This is a genomic window from Oligella sp. HMSC09E12 (assembly GCF_001808505.1).
Classification (GTDB): Bacteria; Pseudomonadota; Gammaproteobacteria; order Burkholderiales; family Burkholderiaceae_B; genus Oligella; species Oligella urethralis.
This window is the reverse complement of sequence record NZ_KV793615.1, coordinates 77,280-97,143: the sequence shown is the minus strand read 5'-3', so window position 1 is coordinate 97,143 and position 19,864 is coordinate 77,280. Positions and strand designations below refer to the sequence as shown.

Annotated in this window: 16 protein-coding genes; 10 read left to right on the top strand and 6 right to left on the bottom strand. The window is 48.3% G+C overall.

What is annotated here, in order from left to right; all coding sequences use genetic code 11:
* Positions 1-51: 51 nt before the first annotated feature.
* The 6 genes from HMPREF3179_RS10545 to HMPREF3179_RS10520 form a co-directional block, all read right to left on the bottom strand.
* Positions 52-1,476: an aspartate ammonia-lyase gene (locus HMPREF3179_RS10545; protein WP_070471141.1), complete on the bottom strand. Its 1,425-nt coding sequence runs from the start codon at positions 1,474-1,476 to the stop codon at positions 52-54.
* A gap of 119 nt (positions 1,477-1,595) precedes the next feature.
* Complete coding sequence (locus tag HMPREF3179_RS10540) at positions 1,596-2,762, bottom strand: aminotransferase class I/II-fold pyridoxal phosphate-dependent enzyme (RefSeq protein ID WP_070471140.1); 1,167 nt, start codon at positions 2,760-2,762, stop codon at positions 1,596-1,598.
* A gap of 3 nt (positions 2,763-2,765) precedes the next feature.
* Complete coding sequence (bioA, locus tag HMPREF3179_RS10535; protein ID WP_246824451.1) at positions 2,766-4,046, bottom strand: adenosylmethionine--8-amino-7-oxononanoate transaminase; 1,281 nt, start codon at positions 4,044-4,046, stop codon at positions 2,766-2,768.
* Positions 4,047-4,172: 126 nt separating this feature from the next.
* Complete coding sequence (locus tag HMPREF3179_RS10530) at positions 4,173-4,676, bottom strand: DUF1850 domain-containing protein (RefSeq protein WP_083290755.1); 504 nt, start codon at positions 4,674-4,676, stop codon at positions 4,173-4,175.
* A 7-nt stretch (positions 4,677-4,683) separates the two neighbouring features.
* On the bottom strand, positions 4,684-6,789 hold the full coding sequence (locus HMPREF3179_RS10525) for a TRAP transporter permease (protein ID WP_070471136.1): 2,106 nt from the start codon (positions 6,787-6,789) through the stop codon (positions 4,684-4,686).
* 119 nt (positions 6,790-6,908) lie between these two features.
* Positions 6,909-7,868: a TAXI family TRAP transporter solute-binding subunit gene (locus HMPREF3179_RS10520; protein ID WP_018025402.1), complete on the bottom strand. Its 960-nt coding sequence runs from the start codon at positions 7,866-7,868 to the stop codon at positions 6,909-6,911.
* 246 nt (positions 7,869-8,114) lie between these two features.
* Between HMPREF3179_RS10520 and HMPREF3179_RS10515 the strand changes: the two genes are divergently transcribed.
* The 10 genes from HMPREF3179_RS10515 to cydC all read left to right on the top strand — a co-directional run bounded on the left by HMPREF3179_RS10515 (position 8,115) and on the right by cydC (position 19,800).
* Positions 8,115-9,551 (top strand): NAD-dependent succinate-semialdehyde dehydrogenase, encoded by a 1,437-nt coding sequence (locus HMPREF3179_RS10515; protein ID WP_070471134.1) that lies wholly within the window; start codon positions 8,115-8,117, stop codon positions 9,549-9,551.
* Between the two features lie 104 nt (positions 9,552-9,655).
* Positions 9,656-10,291, top strand: a complete 636-nt coding sequence (locus tag HMPREF3179_RS10510; RefSeq protein ID WP_036557780.1) for a DedA family protein — start codon at positions 9,656-9,658, stop codon at positions 10,289-10,291.
* Between the two features lie 116 nt (positions 10,292-10,407).
* The gene (locus tag HMPREF3179_RS10505) at positions 10,408-11,685 is read left to right on the top strand and encodes an O-acetylhomoserine aminocarboxypropyltransferase/cysteine synthase family protein (RefSeq protein WP_070471132.1); all 1,278 of its coding nucleotides are present in this window, start codon (positions 10,408-10,410) and stop codon (positions 11,683-11,685) included.
* A 174-nt stretch (positions 11,686-11,859) separates the two neighbouring features.
* On the top strand, positions 11,860-12,750 hold the full coding sequence (locus HMPREF3179_RS10500) for a DMT family transporter (protein WP_070471130.1): 891 nt from the start codon (positions 11,860-11,862) through the stop codon (positions 12,748-12,750).
* A gap of 165 nt (positions 12,751-12,915) precedes the next feature.
* Positions 12,916-13,275, top strand: coding sequence for a hypothetical protein (locus HMPREF3179_RS10495; protein ID WP_070471128.1), 360 nt, complete (start codon positions 12,916-12,918; stop codon positions 13,273-13,275).
* A 127-nt stretch (positions 13,276-13,402) separates the two neighbouring features.
* Entirely contained in the window at positions 13,403-14,986 is a 1,584-nt protein-coding gene (locus tag HMPREF3179_RS10490) for a cytochrome ubiquinol oxidase subunit I (RefSeq protein WP_018025396.1), read from the top strand.
* Between the two features lie 14 nt (positions 14,987-15,000).
* The gene (gene cydB, locus HMPREF3179_RS10485) at positions 15,001-16,155 is read left to right on the top strand and encodes a cytochrome d ubiquinol oxidase subunit II (protein WP_070471127.1); all 1,155 of its coding nucleotides are present in this window, start codon (positions 15,001-15,003) and stop codon (positions 16,153-16,155) included.
* A gap of 14 nt (positions 16,156-16,169) precedes the next feature.
* Complete coding sequence (gene cydX / locus HMPREF3179_RS10480) at positions 16,170-16,304, top strand: cytochrome bd-I oxidase subunit CydX (RefSeq protein ID WP_070471125.1); 135 nt, start codon at positions 16,170-16,172, stop codon at positions 16,302-16,304.
* Positions 16,305-16,306: 2 nt separating this feature from the next.
* Positions 16,307-18,121 carry a thiol reductant ABC exporter subunit CydD gene (gene cydD, locus HMPREF3179_RS10475; protein ID WP_070471123.1) on the top strand — a complete coding sequence of 605 codons (1,815 nt, stop codon included), beginning with the start codon at positions 16,307-16,309 and terminating at the stop codon, positions 18,119-18,121.
* Entirely contained in the window at positions 18,118-19,800 is a 1,683-nt protein-coding gene (gene cydC, locus HMPREF3179_RS10470) for a thiol reductant ABC exporter subunit CydC (protein ID WP_070471122.1), read from the top strand. The genes cydD and cydC overlap by 4 nt, the downstream gene beginning before the upstream one ends.
* Positions 19,801-19,864 lie beyond the last annotated feature (64 nt).

Sequence of the window (19,864 nt, the reverse complement as noted above, 5' to 3'; positions counted from 1 at the left end):
CAAGGAATGCGTCACTCCTTGCTCACTAGACCGCTATCGTAGTAACTTAGATTAACGCTCTACCGTCAGCATACGTGGGGTAATCATATTTTCAGGACGGAGGATTTCCTGTAACACATCCTCCTCCAGCAGACCCTCTTCACGCACTAGCTCCAACACAGCGCGTCCACTCGCAAAGGCCTTTTTAGCGATACGACTTGAGTTTTGATAACCGATATAGGGGTTAAGCGCCGTCACCAGTCCGATAGAGTTTTCTACTAAGTGCTTACAATGCGCTTCGTTGGCCGTAATACCCTCAATACATAGGCTACACAGCATATCTAAGGCGCGCTGCAATAAACGAGTAGAATCAAAGAGCTTATAGGCAATTAAAGGCTCCATCACATTTAACTGTAATTGACCAGCTTCAGCCGCTAGGGTAACGGCTAAATCATTACCAATAATCTCAAACACTACCTGATTCACCGCTTCAGGAATCACAGGATTCACCTTGCCCGGCATAATCGAACTACCCGGTTGGCGCGGTGGTAAGTTAATTTCCTGAATACCCGTACGCGGACCGCTAGACAATAAACGCAAGTCATTACAAATCTTGGATAGCTTGGTGGCGGTGCGCTTTAACATGCCAGAAAATAATACAAAGTCACCCATATCCGAGGTGGCTTCAATCAAATCCTTGGCAGCACGCACCGGATGACCGCTGATTTCAGCCAAGCGACGCACCGCAATGCCTTGATACTTAGGATCCGCATTAATGCCGGTACCAATTGCCGTACCACCTAAGTTCACATCTAACAACAGCTCAGGGGCCCAGCTTTCGAAACGCTCCAAATCCTCTTCTAAATTAGTCGCAAAAGCAAAAAACTCCTGCCCTAAAGTCATCGGCACAGCATCTTGCAACTGCGTACGACCCATCTTCAGGATATGATCAAACTCCTTACTCTTGGCTTTAAATGCCTCAATCGTGCAAGCAAGGCTCTCTAACAGGCGTTTATGACCTAATAATAAGCCTAAACGAATTGCGGTAGGATAGGCGTCATTGGTCGATTGAGCCATATTGACGTCGTTATTTGGGTGCAAGTGTTGGTACTCGCCCTTTTGATAACCCATATGCTCTAAGGCAACGTTAGCAATCACCTCGTTAGCATTCATATTGGTGGAGGTACCAGCACCCCCTTGAATCATATCAACCACAAACTGCTCATGATATTCACCAGCGAGAATGCGCTGACAAGCGTGAGTAATCGCCTCGTGCTTTTCCTTAGTCAGGCCACCTAATTCATAATTAGCATCCGCCGCAGCCTGCTTAACCACGACTAAGGCATTAACAAAATTTGGAAAATGCGACAAGGTGATCCCGGAGAGATCAAAGTTATTCACTGCGCGTAAGGTTTGTACGCCATAATAAACATCAGCCGGCACTTCTAGCTGACCGAGGAGATCTTCTTCAATACGATATTCTTGTGAGTGTGACACGATAGTTTCTTTTTTAAAAAATGGAATTTAAAATTATAGAACTTTTTTTGCGATGAAAAAATGACACAGCGCAACATAACAAATAAAATTTCATTTAGATGACAATTCATAATGCTACGCTAGCAGTACGCTAACAAGGGCTCCAGCTGTTGCCAATCCAATGCCGCATGTAATGACAAACGCACCCGCGCTTGCCCTTGTGGCACGGTCGGATAGCGTATGGGTAACGCATAAAACCCGGCTGCTTGCATAGTCGCTGCCTTTTCAATCGCTAATTGATTAGCCCCATAGATTATAGGCACAATATGTGACTGACTGCGACAATCCAGCCCTTTGGCTAAAATCGCTTGCCTTAAATCACGACTAAGACCTTGTAAATGCGCTCGCTCTTGCTGCATGCCAAGCATCTTTTTAAAGGCGAAGTAAGTCCAAGCCGCATTCACCGGTGGCAAATTCGTAGAAAATATCAAGGGTCGCATTTTATTAATTAAATACTCTCGAATCACCGGCGCACAGATTAAATAGCCACCCACCGAGGCAATCGCCTTACCAAAGGCGCCAACCAGAAAGTCAATCTGCGGCAGGACACCCTGCGCCTCAGCCACCCCCAGACCTCGCTCACCGTAGACACCAATCCCATGCGCCTCATCCACATACAGCATTACCTTGGGATACTTTTGCTTTAGTGCAACCACAGCCTGCAAATCCGCCACATCCCCATCCATGCTATACACACTCTCTAGCACCACAAAGACTTTATTAAGCTTAGGATCGGCTTCTGCCTCAAGCAGTAGCTGCTCCAGCTGCGCCAAATCCTGATGCTTAAAGCGTCGACGCTGCGCTTTGCTGAGACGAATGCCATCAATAATACTGGCATGGATTAATTCATCTGAAATGATCAGCGATTGCTCATCAGTCAAGGCCGGCAAGATGCCGATATTGGCATGATAGCCGCTATTAAATACCAGTGCCGCTCGAGCAAAGGACTCAGCCAACAAGCCTTCCAGTTGGGCATGCTCTTCAAACTGACCGGTTAACAGACGCGAGGAGGCGCTACCTAAGGCATGCATCGGCAAACCATAGGTGGCTTTAAACTCTTCTAATAGCGCTTTATCAAAGGAGAGTCCTAAATAATCATTTGAACTCAGATCCAGCATGGCCCCTGGCGCTTGTGGCGACAGCTTGATATAGCCACTATCCTCACGCTCAATGGCTTTAAAGCGACGGTAGTTATTTTGCGCCTGAAGCTCTGCTAATTGCTCTGCATAATGCTGATAAGCGTCCATCGATTACTGCTCCCCTTTAACAATGGCTTGTATTCCTTGAATTAATTGCTGTAGTTGCTGCTCATTAATCACGTAAGGCGGCATGGTATAAATTAATTTACCGAAAGGTCGTAACCAAATACCATGGGCTAAGCATTGCGCCTGTATCTCTCGCATCCGCACCGGCTGCTTCATCTCAACCACCCCAATGGCACCAAGCACGCGCACATCTGCTACCTGCGGCAAGGCTTTTAACTCACTCAGCCCCGCTCGCAGTTGCACCTCAATACGCGACACCTGATGTTGCCAATCGGATTTAAGTAGCAATTCGATGGACTTAGTCGCTACCGCACAGGCTAAAGGATTCGCCATAAAGGTAGGACCGTGCATAAAGGCCTTAGGCTCTGCGTTACTAATCGTCTCGGCAATGTGTGCTGTGGTCACGGTGGTCGCTAAGCTCATATAACCGCCCGTTAAGGCCTTACCCAAACACATGATATCAGCAGCCACATCCGCATATTCACACGCAAAAAGCTTCGCCGTGCGACCAAAGCCGGTTGCTATTTCATCTAATATCAATAACACATCGTAGGCTTTACAAAGCGCCGCCGCTTCACGCAAATACTGGGGGTGGTAGATACGCATACCGCCCGCCCCCTGCACAATCGGCTCAATGATCATGGCAGCGAGGCTGTGATGATGCTGCTCCAAGGCTTGGCGCAAAGGCTCAATCTCACTAGGATCCCAAGGCTGATCAAAGGCAGTTTGTGGCGCTGGCACAAATAGGCGCTGCGGTAAGGCTGAGCCAAAGAGACTATGCATGCCAGTAACCGGATCGCACACCGACATCGCATTCCACGTATCACCGTGGTAGCCCGAACGGGTGGTAATGATATTTTGCTTGTGACTTTGTCCTCGTGCCGCCCAATATTGCACCGCCATTTTCAACGCCACTTCAACCGCAACCGAACCTGAATCGGCATAAAAAATTTTGTCTAAGTGTGCCGGTAATATATCTAGCAGTGCACGGCCTAAATCAATGGCTGGCGCATGGGTTAAACCACCGAACATCACGTGCGACATGTTATGAATTTGCTCAATGGCCGCCTGATTGAGCTCTGGATGACTATAACCGTGGATCACACACCACCACGAAGACATGCCGTCAATTAACTGCCGACCGTCGGCCATCTGTAAATAAACCCCCTTTGCCGCATCTACTTTAAAGCTCGGCAAAGGCTCAGTCATGGAGGCATAGGGGTGCCAAAGATGTTGGCGATCGAAATCATCCGTTAAGTGCATCATTTATATCTTATTTAAAGGCTGGAAACTAGCTATAAACTAGCACTTGGCACAAGGGATAACAAGTAAATTTAAGCAAGCGATGAAAGAAGTTGAGGTCTTTTAAGCGGGATTAGCGGATGTTGACAATTACTCGGGCTGAGTACAAGCGCGCATCAGCGTAACCCCACCATCACTTGGCAATATGGCCGCCAATGAACGACAGCCATGAGGATCACACCACTCATAATCCGGCACAAACTCGGAACGGGTTAAGCGAATTTCTTGATGCTCAGTGATCATGGGCGTGTAATGATACCAACCATCTTTAAAAATGGCGCCCTCAGGCGGTTCCATACCAGCAGCAGAACCTCGGATCCGTGCCGCCTTGGCCACTAGCACGGGCTGAGGCAAGGCAGGATGAGGCTGCGCAGCCCCACCAAAATCCGCTCTTAACGCATCTTCTGAGTGAGCACTGAGCATCACCTCATAATCCTCTTCCCAGCGTACCTTTTCAATACTATGCACCCAAGCGAGGGTAAATTCTTGCGCCGGCACAAACTCGACCCTCGCATAAGCAGGCACCTCAGCGCTTGCCGCTAATTGCAAGCACACCCCCAAGGACAACTGAGCCAAGACAGTCGATATGGACATCAGCTAATTAGCCCTGATTCTGATTTGGTGAAGCCCCTAACTCTGTGGCGAGCACTGCAGCGCTTGAGCTCGATCCCTTAACTGTCAGCAGACCGGCTGCTTTATCACGTCGGTACTTGAGCAAATGCCATACGGCAAAGACAGCAACTAGGCCAAAGCCTGCGATATCAGAGTAAGAATTGGCCCAAACCAGTAAAGCGGCAGTAAGGATGACATAGACTCGTTCAAAAGGATTTAAACGCGTAAAAATAAAGCCTGTCGCCCCGCCAGCCCAACACACAATGGCAATGGCCGCCTTCAGCACCACGATCACGACTTCATAAAAATGGCTGTATTCTTGGAGCATTAAGGCCGGTGTATAAACTGCCATATAAGGCACCACAAAACCTGCAATGGCCACCCGCACTGCTTGCAGACTAATAGTAAAACCCGAGGCCCTAGCAATAGGGGCAGCAGCAAAACACGCCAATGCCACCGGTGGGGTTAAGTCAGCCATAATCCCAAAGTAAAACACAAACATATGAGACACAATCAGCGGCACACCCAATTCCAATAAGATTGGCGCTGCCAAGGAGCTGGTAATAATGTAGTTTGGTATGGTTGGAATCCCCATGCCCAAAACCAAACACGTGATCATGGTTAAAAATAAGGCAACAAATAAATTATCGCGCCCCACCGCAATCACCTGCCCACCAAACTCAGCAGCCACACCGGTTAAATTAATGATACCGATAATCACGCCAACTAAGGCACACGCTACCGCCACCGGTAAAGCATGACGTGCGCCCTCTGCCATTGACTGCAACGCCTCACTAACCGCACTACCGCTACCATCGCGTTTAAGCTTTAACACCACGACTAAAAAAGCAATAATTGCGAAAAAGGCGCTAACACCAAACTCTCTAAAACCTAAACACGCAATGCCCAATAGGATCCAGAAAATATATCGTAGGGCAGTATTCGAGACACCTTGGATAGCGGCTGCACCAAAAATCAGGATCGTCGTTAAACCCAAACCAACCGTGCCAGAGAAGAGCGGTGTATAACCTGAGAACAGCAAATACACTAAGCCAATAAGAGGAATTAATAAATACCACTTTTTAGCTAAGGCAGTCCAAGGGTTAGGGCATTCCTCCTTAGGCAAACCATGCAAGCCCTTTCTGCCCGCCTCAAAATGCACTGACATAAACACGGTGAAGAAATACAGCATGGCCGGGATAATGGCCGCCTTCACAATTTCCACATAGGGCACGTTAATCGTTTCGGCCATAATAAAGGCTACCGCCCCCATCACCGGCGGCATAATCTGCCCACCCATACTGGAGGTTGCTTCGACACCACCTGCAAAGGGCGCTGAATAACCAAAACGCTTCATCAATGGAATAGTAAACTGACCGGTGGTCACCACATTGGCCACGCCGGAACCATTAATCGTGCCCATGAGCCCTGAACTGACTACGGAGACCTTTGCCGGACCGCCACGATGGTGACCAACGGTACCCATCGCAAAATCACTAAACAAATCAATCATGCCGGCACGCTCTAAAAACGCACCAAATAAAATAAATAAGAAAATATAGCTTGATGAAACATAGGTAGGGGTACCGTATATCCCCTCCGTGCCAAAGGCTAAGGTCCCCACGATTTGGTCAAAACCATAGCCTCGGTGCATCAGGGCACCCGGTAAATACTCACCGAATAAGCCATAAGCTAAAAATACAGCGCACACAATCGGCAAGGCCCAGCCCATCATACGACGGGTCACATCAAAGACCAATATAATGGTCAAAATGCCGACCACCATATCAGCCTGCGTCATTTCACCCGCCCGTGCGGTCAAATCCGCTTCAAACACCCAGTGATAAAGACTTAAGACAAAACCGAGTAAGCCTAGCACCCAGCCTAATACCGGCACACGCTGCCCAAAAAAACGAGGCGCAATGGTATAGACCATTAAAATCACAAAACCCACGTGGATAGCGCGGGTTACTTGACTGGAAATAGGGCTAAAAGCCGCTGTATAAATTTGGAAACTTGAAAAAAGTACTGCCACCCAAAAAATTGCTCGTCCAAATTGAACCATGGGTTGCTTATCAGTTTCATTTAAACTCATGATTGATTCCGCTGATGCCATCAATGTTAATACGATGAATACGAGGTGTTAAAAAAAACTACCCCACAGCCTAGAATCGTCAGGCTTTGTGGGGTAAGTCTTAAGACAACAAAGGATCGTTACTCAATAATGCCTTTTTCTTTGTAGAACTTTTCAGCGCCTGGGTGTAGTGGCACTGGCATACCGGTCACGGCCTGCTTAATGTCCATGGCATTAATGGCATTGTGTGCATTTTTAAGATTATCCAACTTCTCATAGAGTACCTTAGTCATCTCATAGGCTAAGTCATCGGAGACACCCGAATGCGTCACTAAGTAATTAGGAATGGCTGCGGTTGGCACATCCTCGCTTTGACCATCATAGGTATTCGCAGGAATCACATCTGCTACATAGGCCTGTGAATCAATCTTGGCCAACACCTCTTTACTGATAGGAATCACTTTAATCTTGACCGCACTGGCTAAGTCACGAATGGAGGCCACGCCCAAACCGGCAGATTGTAGGGTGGCATCAATTTGACGGTTTTTCATTAATTCCACCGATTCCCCAAAGGATAAATACTCAACCTTGGAGAAATCGCCGTATTCAAGACCGGCAGCCTTAAAAATAGCACGTGCATTTAACTCCGTACCCGAACGCGCTGCACCAACGGAGATACGCTTACCCTTGAGATCGTCTAATGAATCAATACCACTTTCTGCATTCACAATAATATGTACATAGTTATTGTACAAACGACTCACGCCACGCAGCTTGTCTAACTTAGCTTTAAAGCCGGCTTCCTCACGACCATTCCAGGCATCCTCCACCGTATCCGCCAAAGAAAAACCTATTTCTCCGCGACCTGCTTGTAATAAGTTCATATTTTCTGCAGAAGCCTTTGTTACTTGTGCAGTAGCGCGCACATTGGGAATATTTTCAGCATAATGCTGCGCTAAGGCCACACCTACCGGATAATAAACGCCACTTTGACCACCAGTTAACACAGTAACAAATTGAGCTTTTTGAGCCAAAGCACTACCTGAGACTACCAACATTGCTGAAGTCGCAACACCAATAAGCCACTTTTTTAAAGCCATAATCAGTCTCCAAAAGACAAAGTAAGAAATCTGTGTGTGAATTTTAAAGCTTTTATCAAAATCTAAAACCTAGGATTACCCTAATAAACTATTATTTAGCTGCAGCTAATTTTATTTTATGCTTGCATTAGCAATCAGCTGCAGTGCGATCAATTTTCCTTATCCGTACCACCCTCCTCCTTGAATAAGACCCGCAGCAGCGGTAATATTTAATGCTTAGCGCATTGCATTTTCTTAAGGACAGTCATGATCGAGTCATACCCGTCGTTGGGTTTTTTTATTAACGGGGAATTTATCAATGCGGGCAATCGCCCAACACAAGCGGTGATTAATCCAGCCACCGAGGAGGTGTTAGGGCAATTGCCCTTGGCAACGCAAGCGGACTTGGATGATGCACTCGCCGCGGCGGCAGCAGCCTTTAAAACATGGAAACACAGCTCACCTATGGAACGCTCAGCGATTTTGCGTAAAGCGGCTGAGTTGGCGCGTGCACGAGCACCGCAAATCGGCCGCAATCTCACGCTCGATCAGGGTAAGCCATTGTCTCAAGCCATAGCTGAGATCGTCAGTTGTGCCGATCACTGTGATTGGCACGCGGAGGAATGTCGGCGCATTTATGGGCGTATTATTCCGCCCCGCCGAGCCAATTTTCGCCAATACGTGATACAAGAGCCTATCGGCGTATGCGCAGCCTTTACCCCGTGGAACTTTCCATTTAATCAAGCCATTCGCAAAATCAGCGCCGCCATCGGTGCCGGCTGTACCATCATTTTAAAAGGGCCGGAGGATTCACCCAGTGCCATTATGGCCATTGCCGAGCTATTTAGGGATGCCGGACTACCCAAGGGGGTCTTAAATATTGTCTGGGGCGATCCGCCCTTTGTGTCTGACTACTTAATTCGCTCACCCATTGTGCGAAAAATTTCCTTTACCGGTTCCGTTCCGGTGGGTAAGCAATTGGCCGCCTTAGCCGGAGCGCATATGAAGCCGGTGACCATGGAGCTGGGTGGGCATTCACCGGTGCTGATTCTGGATGATGCAGATATTGCCAAAACCGCTCGCTCCCTGGCTCGCAGTAAAATTCGCAATGCGGGTCAAACCTGTGTCTCGCCGACTCGTATTTACGTGCAACAAAAGGCTTACGATCAATTTTTATCCGAGTTTACTAGCCAGCTTAGCAATATTCATATTGGCAATGGCTTAGATGAGGCGGTGGATATGGGACCACTTGCACATGAGCGGCGACTTGCGGCCATGGGTGATTTAATAGCGGATGCGCGTCAACAGGGCGCCACCGTTGAAATAGGCGGTGAGCGTCTGCAGCGTGAGGGCTTTTTCTATGCGCCGACCGTACTCACTAACACCCATCATGCTTGTAAAATAATGAACGAGGAGCCCTTTGGCCCCGTGGCTACGGTGACGGCTTTTAGCGAGTTGGATGAAGCCATTGCCGAAGCGAATCGTCTCCCCTATGGCTTAGCGGCCTATGCCTTTACTAACAACTTACAGGCATCGGTTAAGCTATCAAATGACATCGAAGCGGGGATGGTACATCTTAATCACTTAGGTTCTGCCTTGCCGGAAGCGCCTTTTGGCGGCATTAAGGATAGCGGCATAGGCAGTGAGGGTGGTCAGGAAACTTTTAACGCTTACTTAGTGACTAAGCTTATCACGCAAGCTTGATAACTTGCTATGCTGCGGCGACGGCTATGCGCTGTGGCATACTTTATCTGTTCACTGATACCTGTTGTAGCAGTGATGTTAACTAGCCATGTTAGGTATTTTTTATGCTCGCTGCGATTATTGACTTTATTCTCCATATTGATCAGCATTTACAGGTCTTGGCAAATGACTATGGTCTCTGGATTTATGCCATTTTATTTTTAATTATTTTCTGTGAAACGGGCTTAGTGGTGACGCCGCTCTTACCGGGCGACTCGCTGCTCTTTGCGGCCGGTGGTTTAGCGGCCATTGGTGAGATGAATGTCCATCTGATGGTGCTGTTATTGGTAATCGCTGCGATCCTAGGCGATGCGGTAAATTTTCATATCGGCAAGTACTTCGGCCATCGGCTGTTTGCCAATCCAAATTCCAAGATTTTCCGCCGAGTGTATTTAGAGAAAACCCATGCCTTTTATCAGAAGCATGGTGGTAAGACCATTATTTTGGCGCGCTTTGTGCCGATTGTACGTACTTTCGCGCCTTTTGTCGCTGGCATGAGCAAAATGCACTACGGCCATTTTTATCGCTTTAATGTCATTGGCGCCTTGCTATGGGTACCGATTTTCTCCTACCTAGGCTATTTCTTTGCCAATATCCCAGTTGTCAAAAATAATTTAAGCCTGGTGTTGGTGGCAATTATTATCTTATCCTTACTGCCCGGTCTAATAGAAATCATCCGCCACCGTTGCGCCAGCAAATAATAGAACATATCACGGACGCTTATTAATATATTTCTAATATTTCATGGAAACTAGCGCAACGATGCCGTTATACTATGGCTATTTGCGATTCGCAGCATGACAAAGAGAGGAAGACAATGACTTATAGAGACGAGACCATTGCCGTTCATACCGGTTATGAGCCAGAAGCCACGACCAAAGCGGTGGCAGTACCAATTTATCAAACCACCTCCTATGCCTTTGATAATACACAGCACGGGGCAGATCTATTTGATCTAAAAGTAGCGGGTAATATCTACACCCGCATTACCAACCCGACCAATGCCATTATCGAAGCGCGGGTAGCAGCGCTTGAAGGTGGCGTGGGTGCCCTAGCCTTAGCCTCCGGTATGGCAGCCATTACTTATGCCATTCAAACCATTGCCGAAGCGGGTGACAATATCATCTCCGTCTCCGCCTTATATGGTGGCACCTATAATCTTTTTGCCCATACCATGCCACGCCAAGGGATTGAGGTCAGATTCTTTGATCATAAAAACCCTGAAGCGATACGTGACTTAGTCGATGAACGCACCAAGCTGGTTTTTGTGGAGTCCATCGGTAACCCCTTGGGTAATATTGTCGATTTAGAAGCAGTCTCCAAGATCGCGCATGAGTACGGTGTCCCAGTGGTGGTAGACAATACCGTCGCCACGCCGGTATTACAAAAGTCCTTTGAATTTGGCGCTGATATTGTGGTGCATTCTTTAACCAAGTACATTGGCGGTCACGGCAATAGCTTGGGCGGTATCATTGTCGACAGCGGTAATTTCCCCTGGGGCGACTATCCTGAGCGCTTCCCACTACTAAACAACCCGGACCCTAGCTATCACGGCGTGAATTATGTGCAGGATGTGGGTAAAGCGGCCTATATCACGCGTGCTCGGGTGGTGCCTTTACGGAATATGGGTGCTGCCATCAGTCCGCTCAGTACTTTCTTGCTATTACAGGGTTTGGAGACGCTCAGCTTGCGTATGGAACGTCATACAGACAATGCGCTAAAAATTGCCGAGTATCTACAGCAGCATGATAAAGTCGCTTGGGTCAATTATGCTGGTCTGCCCGATCACCCGGAGCATGAATTAGCTAAAAAATATGTGAAAGGCAAGCCCTCTGGCATCTTATCCTTTGGCGTCAAAGGCGGTCGTGAAGCAGGTGCGCGCTTTATTGATGCCTTACAGCTCTTTATTCGCCTAGTAAATATCGGTGATACCCGCAGTTTGGCTTGCCATCCGGCCACCACCACACATCGTCAATTAAGCGATGAGGAATTAGCCGCCGCTGGTGTGAGTAAGGATATGGTGCGTCTATCGGTGGGAATTGAGCATATTGATGATCTGATCGCTGATTTAGCGCAAGCGCTGGACGCGGTGTAACTGCCTTTGAACAGGTTGATCCTGACTCAAAAGCCACCCCATAAAATTGGCGGTGGCTTTTATTTTGTCGTAATTCAGTATCTTGTCAGTATTGTAATTAAGCATGCGCCGACCATTCTTCTGTTGCATAATGCTTTAAAGTAAAACTTTAGGCCCTTTTTACCAGTCCTTGACGTGTTTAAAAAACTCAATCTCACCACCCTCTTATTATTAATTGCGCCCCCGCTGTTTTGGGCAGGTAACTTTGTCATCGGGCGTATCGTCCGCGATGATATCGGCCCCATGAGCCTATCCTTTTGGCGTTGGTTGATTGCGTTTTGCTTTCTTTTACCCTTTACCTATAAGCATATTAAAAACGACTGGCCGCTCTATAAGCAACATAAATTCTTTGTGCTTAAAACCGCCATTGTCGGGGTCACTGCTTTTAATACCTTGGTCTATTTGGGCTTACACGGGACCACAGCAACCAATGCCCTGCTGCTTAACTCAACCGTGCCGGTGCTGATTATTTTATTCGGCTTACTATTTTATAAGCAGCGTCTTTATACCTTACCCACGATTGGTTTAGTTTTGTCTCTCATTGGGGTGGCGACAATTATTAGTAATGGCAATCTGCAAACCCTGATTAACTTCAGCTTTAACCCAGGCGATATCATTGTTTTTGTGGCGATGATCTGTTGGGCCATTTACACGCTATGGATGAAAAGCACACCTCAAGGTATGAACCGCACCGCACTGACCTCGGTCCAAATTGCCATTGCCGTGATTGCGCTCTTCCCCTTATGGCTATGGGAATCGGGCGCTCAATTACCGATTTATCTCAATAGCAATGCAAAATTAGCCTTACTCTATGTGGGCATCTTCCCCTCGGTGATTGCCTATGTTTGCTACAGTTTAGCCATCAGTCGGGTCGGCCCCATGCTGACAGGGCTATTTATTCACTTGATGCCAGTGTTTGGGGTGATTTTGGCTGCCGTTTTTGCCAAAGAAAGTATTCATGCATACCATCTAATCGGGATTGCCTTGATTGCCTTCGGCTTAATTTTATCCAGTCGCCACTCATAGCTAATCAGAGGATCTAGGGTTTTTACTATTATTTTGATGCGCGCTCATTAACAATGGGTTAGAATTAAACATATTAGCGTAACAAAATATTTCCCCATGCCCTGTATTAAGCGTCGTCTTCTTATATGGTGGAGCGCACTAGCTATTCTAGTAGCAGCGCTATCTATGCCATTAGCCACTACGATGGTGACTGATGGCAGTGACGACGCTGCGCCCAGTGTGATTACCATGGCGCTGTGCGGCGCTCAGGGGCAGCTTATCAGCTACACCATCACCCTAACCAGCGATGATGAAGCCCCTATATCGCCTAGCCCTAGTGCATATTGCCTCTCCTGTTTGCTGCCGAGCATGGCTGAAGCCATCCTCAACACACAGCCCTTGCTACAAGGAACTCAGCTGATCGCACGCAGCAAACCGCAAGCAATACCATCCTTTGTCGCCCTTCCCACACCCCATGATCAGTGGTTACCACACCGGCCGTTGGCGCCGCCCATCCTATCTGAGCATCGCAACATCGGTGCATAACAAAGCATTATCGTTATTGAATACTTAATCCATTTTTTTACAACACAGTAACAACTTAAGATCAGGGTGAGTTTTATCTAATCCCGCAGCCCTTTCTCTTAGCGAACCGTATTTTTGGAGAGCTCTAATGTTTGAACTTGATGTCGTCGGCTTGTCGCGTTTGCAGTTTGCGGCGACCGCCATGTTCCACTTTATTTTCGTGCCGCTGACCTTGGGTCTATCCTTTTTGCTAGCGGTTATGGAAACAATTTATGTGATTAGCGGACGTGATATTTGGCGCCGCATGACCCTATTCTGGGGTACCCTTTTTGGCATTAACTTTGCCATCGGGGTAGGCTCCGGTATCGTGATGGAGTTCCAGTTTGGTATGAACTGGTCCTATTACAGTCACTATGTGGGCGATATTTTCGGTGCCCCTTTAGCCATTGAAGGATTAATGGCTTTCTTCCTCGAAGCAACCTTTATTGGTCTCTTCTTCTTCGGCTGGAATCGCATGTCTAAAAAGGCACATTTAACCGTCACCTGGTTAGTCGCCTTAGGCACTAACTTCTCCGCCTTATGGATTCTTATTGCCAATGGCTGGATGCAATACCCCGTCGGTGCGGTCTTTAATCCGGACACGATGCGCATGGAGATGACGAGCTTTTTTGACGTTATTTTAAATCCAGTGGCCCAAGCGAAATTCCTGCACACTGTAATTGCTGGCTATATTACTGGTGCCGTGTTTATTATTGCGGTAAGTGCTTGGTATTTACTACGTGGACGCAATATCGGCTTAGCTAAGCGCTCGATTGCGATTGCTTCTGCCTTTGGTTTTATGGTTTCTATCGGTGCCATTACCCTTGGCGACGAGAGCGGTTACTTAGCTGGTGAGAACCAGAAAATGAAAATTGCCGCCCTTGAGGCAATGTGGGAAACGCAAGCCGCACCGGCCTCCTTTAACGTGGTGGCCATTCCTAACCAAGAGGCCATGGCAAATGACTTTGCCATCGACATCCCTTGGGTCATGGGTTTAATTGGTACACGCTCTTTTGACCAAGTGATGCCAGGTATTAAGGAACTGGTGGAGCGTAATGAAGAGCGCATCATCAAAGGCATTGATGTATACGAGGCCCTACAACGCAGCAAGGCTGATGGCAATGATGCAGAGTCCAAGCAGTTTTTTGCGGATAACTGGCAGGATTTAGGCTATGGCTTATTGCTTAAAAAGTATCGTGACGATATTGCTAATGCCACGCCTGAAGAAATTCGCATGGCCGCCATTGATACCGTACCGGATGTCACCTCCTTATTCTATACCTTCCGCATTATGGTGGCACTTAGCTTTTACTTTGTGTTCTTCTTTGCTTTAGTGTTCTGGTTAACGGTGAAAGGTCGTATTGCTCAAAGCAGCAAAACCTTAAAACTAGCCATGTGGACAATTGTAACGCCATGGATAGCGATTGAATGCGGTTGGTTTGTGGCTGAATACGGTCGTCAGCCTTGGGTTATTGACGGTATTTTACCGACCCACTATGCGGTCTCGCATCTATCCGTAACCTCACTCCTCATTAGCTTAGCCATTTACTTCACCTTGTACTTAACGATTTTTATTGTCGGTACCAAAGTGATGTTAAGCGCAATTAAAAAGGGGCCTGAGTATTACACCCCTAGCGACAACGCTTCAATGCTTAGCGCTAAGGTAGCGACCGAGGCAGTGCAAAGCCACTAAGAAAGGAAAAAATTATGACGAACTCATTGATTTTATTAGATTACGAAACCCTACGTATTATCTGGTGGCTGTTGATGGGCGTGCTGCTTATCGGCTTTGCCATCATGGATGGTTTTGATTTGGGCGTTGCTGCCTTATTGCCAGTCATCGGTCGTAGCGACACTGAGCGCCGCCTGATGATTAACTTAGTTGGTCCAGTTTGGGAGGGTAATCAGGTCTGGTTAATTACCGCTGGTGGGGCGATTTTTGCGGCTTGGCCCGCCTTATACGCCACCTCATTTTCCAGTTTTTATCTGGCCATGATGCTCTTGTTAGTGACTTTAATTTTGCGTCCCGTGGGCTTTAAGTACCGCAGCAAATACGAGGGTACAACCTGGCGTAATGTCTTTGACGGTATCCTCACCTTTGCCGGGGTGGTGGCACCTGTGGTGTTTGGCGTAGCCTTTGGTAATGTGATCCTAGGCATCCCCTTTGAGGTAGAAACGCCGAGCATGCGCCCCCTCTTCCATGGCACTTTCTTCGGCCTATTTACACCATTTACCCTCTTTTGCGGTGTCTTAAGCTTACTCATGCTGGTAACGCACGGTGCTACCCTGATCGCTTGGCGTGTGGTTGAGCCCGTCAATCATCGGGCGCGTAAACTCGGCATCATCACCGCACTCTTAGTCGCTGTATTATTTGCAGCAGGCGGTTTTTGGCTCAGTGCCTTAGACGGTCAGCTCATTACCTCGGCCACCGATCCTAGCGCCCCATCTAATCCGCTCAATAAAAGCGTGGATGTGGTTAATGGCGCTTGGTTAGCTAATTTCGCTAAGTACCCTTGGATGTGGGCTGCGCCTGCCCTGGGTGTCGTAGCTGCTTTACTGACCGGTGTCTGCTTAGCGATGCAGCGCCCGATTGCGGCCTTTATCAGCTCAGCACTCAGCATTACGGGTGTGATTCTAAGCGTTGGTTTTGCTTTATTCCCCTTTATCCTACCTTCCTCAGCTAATCCAAACCAAGGTCTGACGGTGTGGGATGCTTCCTCTAGTCATCTAACCCTGTGGGTGATGCTGATTGTGACCATTATCTTCTTACCGATCATCTTATCCTACACCTCGTATGTTTATCGCGTGATGCGCGGTCCGATCACGGAAGAGTCACTGAACGAAACGCATAACAGCTATTAATTTAGGAGTTAATTATGTGGTATTTAACCTGGATGCTTGGTACCTCACTGGCTTGTGGCATTGCTGTGGCAGTGGGTCTATGGTATGAGCTGCATGAGGACAAAATGGATGATCCCATGCTGGCTTCCTCACTAGATAAGCGCAACTAAGTATGGCAAAAGCCGAGCACGATCCGGCCGCGACCCTATTAAAATTACCACGTGAGCAATCACGTTACTTAGGGGGACTGGCAAAACAGGCCAAGGGCTATTTAAGCCTTGCCATTATGGCGCCAGTCCTTTCAGGTCTCTTGCTGCTAATTCAAGCCTGGCTGTTAGCTGGTGTGTTAGATAAAGCCATCGTGCAAGGCTTGGCTAAAGAAGCGCTGCTATTGGATATTGCGCTGATTCTGCTATTGCTAGTCACGCGCACCTTCATCACTTGGCAAGGTGAGCGTGCTGGCATCAAAGCCTCAGAAAAAATCAAAGCCCTGGTCCGTCAATCACTCTTTGCCGATATCCTAAGTCGCAGTCCCGCATGGAGTCGCCAACAAGCCTCTGGTGCTATCGCCGGTGTGTTGGTGGAGCAGGTCGAGGCCTTTGACGGCTATTTTGCACACTACCTGCCAGCACTGATTGCTGGCACTTTTTTGCCCATCGTTTTTGCCCTCTTTGTCTTGCCTGTGGACTGGGTTGCAGGCTTGTTATTATTACTTACCGCCCCTTTAATTCCTTTGTTTATGGCCTTAGTGGGCTGGGGTGCAGAGGCGGCAAGTCGACGACATTTAGAGGCTTTTACGCGCCTGTCCGGTTTTTTTGCGGATCGGCTACGTGGTCTTTCCACCTTCAAACTATATGGTCAGGCCGAGGCCGAAGCAAATCGTGTCGTTGAAGCAAGCGAGCTGTTACGCAATAAAACCATGGCTGTACTACGCTTGGCCTTTTTATCTTCTGCCACCTTAGAGTTTTTTGCTGCCCTCGGGGTTGCAGGTACCGCTTTATATATCGGTCTAACGTATTTAGAATTTATTAACTTGCGTGGCGCAAGTGTCTTAACGCTACAGGCTGGGATGTTTTGCCTATTAATGGCACCCGAAGTCTATAACCCCCTCCGGCAATTTGCCGCACATTATCACGATCGAGCCAATGCCCGTGCTGCCGTGGCTGAAATGCATCAGCTAATTGGTCGCTTAAGTGCAGATTTTACAGCCCCCACGGCAGCGCACAGGGAGAGCACTGAGCGTGCAACGATTGAGGCTGATGCGCTAAGCACAACACCTGACTCAGCCGACCATGATAGTGCCTTAAGCGCAACGGCCTTGAATATTCCCATACCAGGACGTGAGCAGTTACTGATTAAGGATTTATCCTTTACCCTAAAAAAGGGCCAATCCATTGCCATCATGGGCGCAAGTGGCATCGGCAAAAGCTCGCTTCTCGAAACGCTGGCTGCCCTCCGTCCGGCTGACGGCAGCATTAATTTAGCTGGGCTACCGCTATCCTCCTGGTCGAAGGCACAACTACGGCAGCATTTAATGCTAATCGGCCAACACCCCTATGTTTTTGCTGGCAGCATTGCCGACAATCTACGCTTAGCCTCAGCACAAGCTGATGATAAGGCCTTAGCACAGGCAGTGCAGCTAGCAGCAATGGAGGATGTCATCGCTGAATTACCCGCCGGGCTCAATTCAACTATCGCTACCCGCGGCTATGGTCTCTCTGGCGGTCAATTACAACGCTTGGCCTTAGCACGCTTATTTCTCGCGAATCCCTCAGTGATTTTATTAGATGAACCGACCTCCAATTTGGATGCGAGCACGCGTGATATGGTCTTGGATAATTTAATGCATTTTGCCAAGGGCCGCAGTCTCTTAATGGTAACGCATGACCCGGTGGTAGCGCTGAGGGCTGATAGCGTCTTCTGTCTACAAGATCAAACACTGGTGCCGCTAGATAAACGCAGGCTCTTGCAGGAGATGCACCTATGAAAGCCATTTGGCGTGTACTAGCCCCCTTATATAAACAACGAGCTGGCGCACTCGTATTAGCGCTACTGCTAAGCCTGATGACGCTGGCTGCGGGCGTAGGCTTACTCGGTGTGGCCGGTTGGTTCTTAACCGGTGCTGCACTGGTGGCCGCTTGGCAGACCTTTAATTTATTTGCGCCTTCAGCCTTGGTACGCGGCCTCTCCTTTATACGTATTTTAAGTCGCTATGTGGAGCGTGTCATAGGCCATGATGCCACCCTACGCCTCCTGGCTGATTTGCGCGGTAGTGTATTTAGACGTTTATTAACCCTGGATGCGGCACAATTAGCCAAGTATAAAGACGGCGATCTCATTGCTCGTCTAACCGGTGATGTGGACGCGCTTGATACCGTGTATTTATTTGCCGTGGCACCGATTATTACGGGCTTAGTGATCGGCTTTATTTTATCCATCGTTGTCGCTGCCTATCTACCAGCAGCAGCCCTCTTACTGGCGCTTTGTTTATTGCTAGGCACTGTTATCGTGCCACTTTACTTGGCCAAAAAAGCCCAGCAACCTGGTGCAATCGTACAAGAAAATGTCGCTGCGCTACGTGATACCAGCGTACACACGGTCACGGCTCACGCCGACTTAATTGCGCTTGGTGCCCACCAACAAGCGCAACAAGCCTTTGCCAAGCAATGTCTCGCGGTGGCACTAGCACGTCAACAGCAATCGTTTTTAGCAGCCAATGGCAAAGCCGTAGTGCAATTACTCGCTGGTCTAAGCCTTGTAGGCATGCTGTACTTTGGGATTGACGGGCTACGTCAAGGGCAGCTGACAGGACCCGTATGGGCTGGCTTGGTTTTAGCCGTCTTGGGTGTGTTTGAGGTCTTTGCGCCCATTATGCGAGGGGCTTCACGCCTAGGTAGTGCGGCTGCCGCTGCCAAACGTATTGATGCCTTAAGCCACAGCCAAGCCAACATCGTCGATAGCGAGCAGACGCAGGACTTGCCGCTAGCCGGTAGCTTGCTTTTTAATGAAGTGCTCTATGCTTATCCCACGGCTGATGGTCTTGCCAAAGGACCAGAAGTTTTAAAAGGCATTTCCTTCACACTAGTCAAGGCTGAGCGTATTGCGATTATCGGTAAAAGCGGCGCTGGCAAATCAACCCTTTTAAATCTACTCTTGCGCTTTGATGACCCAGATGCCGGTAGCATCAGTTACGGTGGCCTTGATATTCGTCAAGCACCACTTGCACAACTACATCAACGCATTGCATTTTTAAGTCAAGATGCACCGGTATTTTTAGGTACCATCCGCAGTAATTTATTAATTGCCAAGCCAGATGCCGATGACGACAGCTTATGGCAGGCCTTGGATAACGCCCGCTTAGGCGATTTTGTGCGTCAGTTGCCTGAGGGTTTGGATAGCTGGACCGGTGAAGGCGGTCGTACCCTCTCAGCCGGTCAAGCGCGCCGTTTATGTTTGGCTAGAGCCCTGCTATCACCGGCTCAAATCCTAGCCTTAGATGAGCCGACACAAAGCTTAGACCGGGCAGCAGAGCAAGCCTTTTTGCATGATTTAATCCATGCCACACAAGGTCGTTCGGTGATTTTGTTGACCCATGCAACACTACCGCCAAACGCGGTGGATAAAATTTATCAACTAACAAACGGTCAGTTAATTCGTATACACTAAAGCCTATGTACCCCGCTAAGGCTTGGCTAAGACGCTAAGCAAACGTGCTGCTAAGCTATCGCTT

Excerpts from the sequence above, each read along its gene's own strand:
- HMPREF3179_RS10515 (WP_070471134.1), top strand. The coding sequence starts at position 8,115 with ATGATCGAGTCATACCCGTCGTTGGGTTTTTTTATTAACGGGGAATTT.
- HMPREF3179_RS10510 (WP_036557780.1), top strand. The coding sequence starts at position 9,656 with ATGCTCGCTGCGATTATTGACTTTATTCTCCATATTGATCAGCATTTA.
- HMPREF3179_RS10540 (WP_070471140.1), bottom strand. The coding sequence starts at position 2,762 with ATGGACGCTTATCAGCATTATGCAGAGCAATTAGCAGAGCTTCAGGCG.
- cydB (WP_070471127.1), top strand. The coding sequence starts at position 15,001 with ATGACGAACTCATTGATTTTATTAGATTACGAAACCCTACGTATTATC.
- cydX (WP_070471125.1), top strand. The coding sequence starts at position 16,170 with ATGTGGTATTTAACCTGGATGCTTGGTACCTCACTGGCTTGTGGCATT.
- HMPREF3179_RS10520 (WP_018025402.1), bottom strand. The coding sequence starts at position 7,868 with ATGGCTTTAAAAAAGTGGCTTATTGGTGTTGCGACTTCAGCAATGTTG.
- HMPREF3179_RS10490 (WP_018025396.1), top strand. The coding sequence starts at position 13,403 with ATGTTTGAACTTGATGTCGTCGGCTTGTCGCGTTTGCAGTTTGCGGCG.
- cydC (WP_070471122.1), top strand. The coding sequence starts at position 18,118 with ATGAAAGCCATTTGGCGTGTACTAGCCCCCTTATATAAACAACGAGCT.
- HMPREF3179_RS10530 (WP_083290755.1), bottom strand. The coding sequence starts at position 4,676 with ATGTCCATATCGACTGTCTTGGCTCAGTTGTCCTTGGGGGTGTGCTTG.
- HMPREF3179_RS10525 (WP_070471136.1), bottom strand. The coding sequence starts at position 6,789 with ATGAGTTTAAATGAAACTGATAAGCAACCCATGGTTCAATTTGGACGA.
- cydD (WP_070471123.1), top strand. The coding sequence starts at position 16,307 with ATGGCAAAAGCCGAGCACGATCCGGCCGCGACCCTATTAAAATTACCA.
- bioA (WP_246824451.1), bottom strand. The coding sequence starts at position 4,046 with ATGATGCACTTAACGGATGATTTCGATCGCCAACATCTTTGGCACCCC.
- HMPREF3179_RS10495 (WP_070471128.1), top strand. The coding sequence starts at position 12,916 with ATGCCATTAGCCACTACGATGGTGACTGATGGCAGTGACGACGCTGCG.
- HMPREF3179_RS10505 (WP_070471132.1), top strand. The coding sequence starts at position 10,408 with ATGACTTATAGAGACGAGACCATTGCCGTTCATACCGGTTATGAGCCA.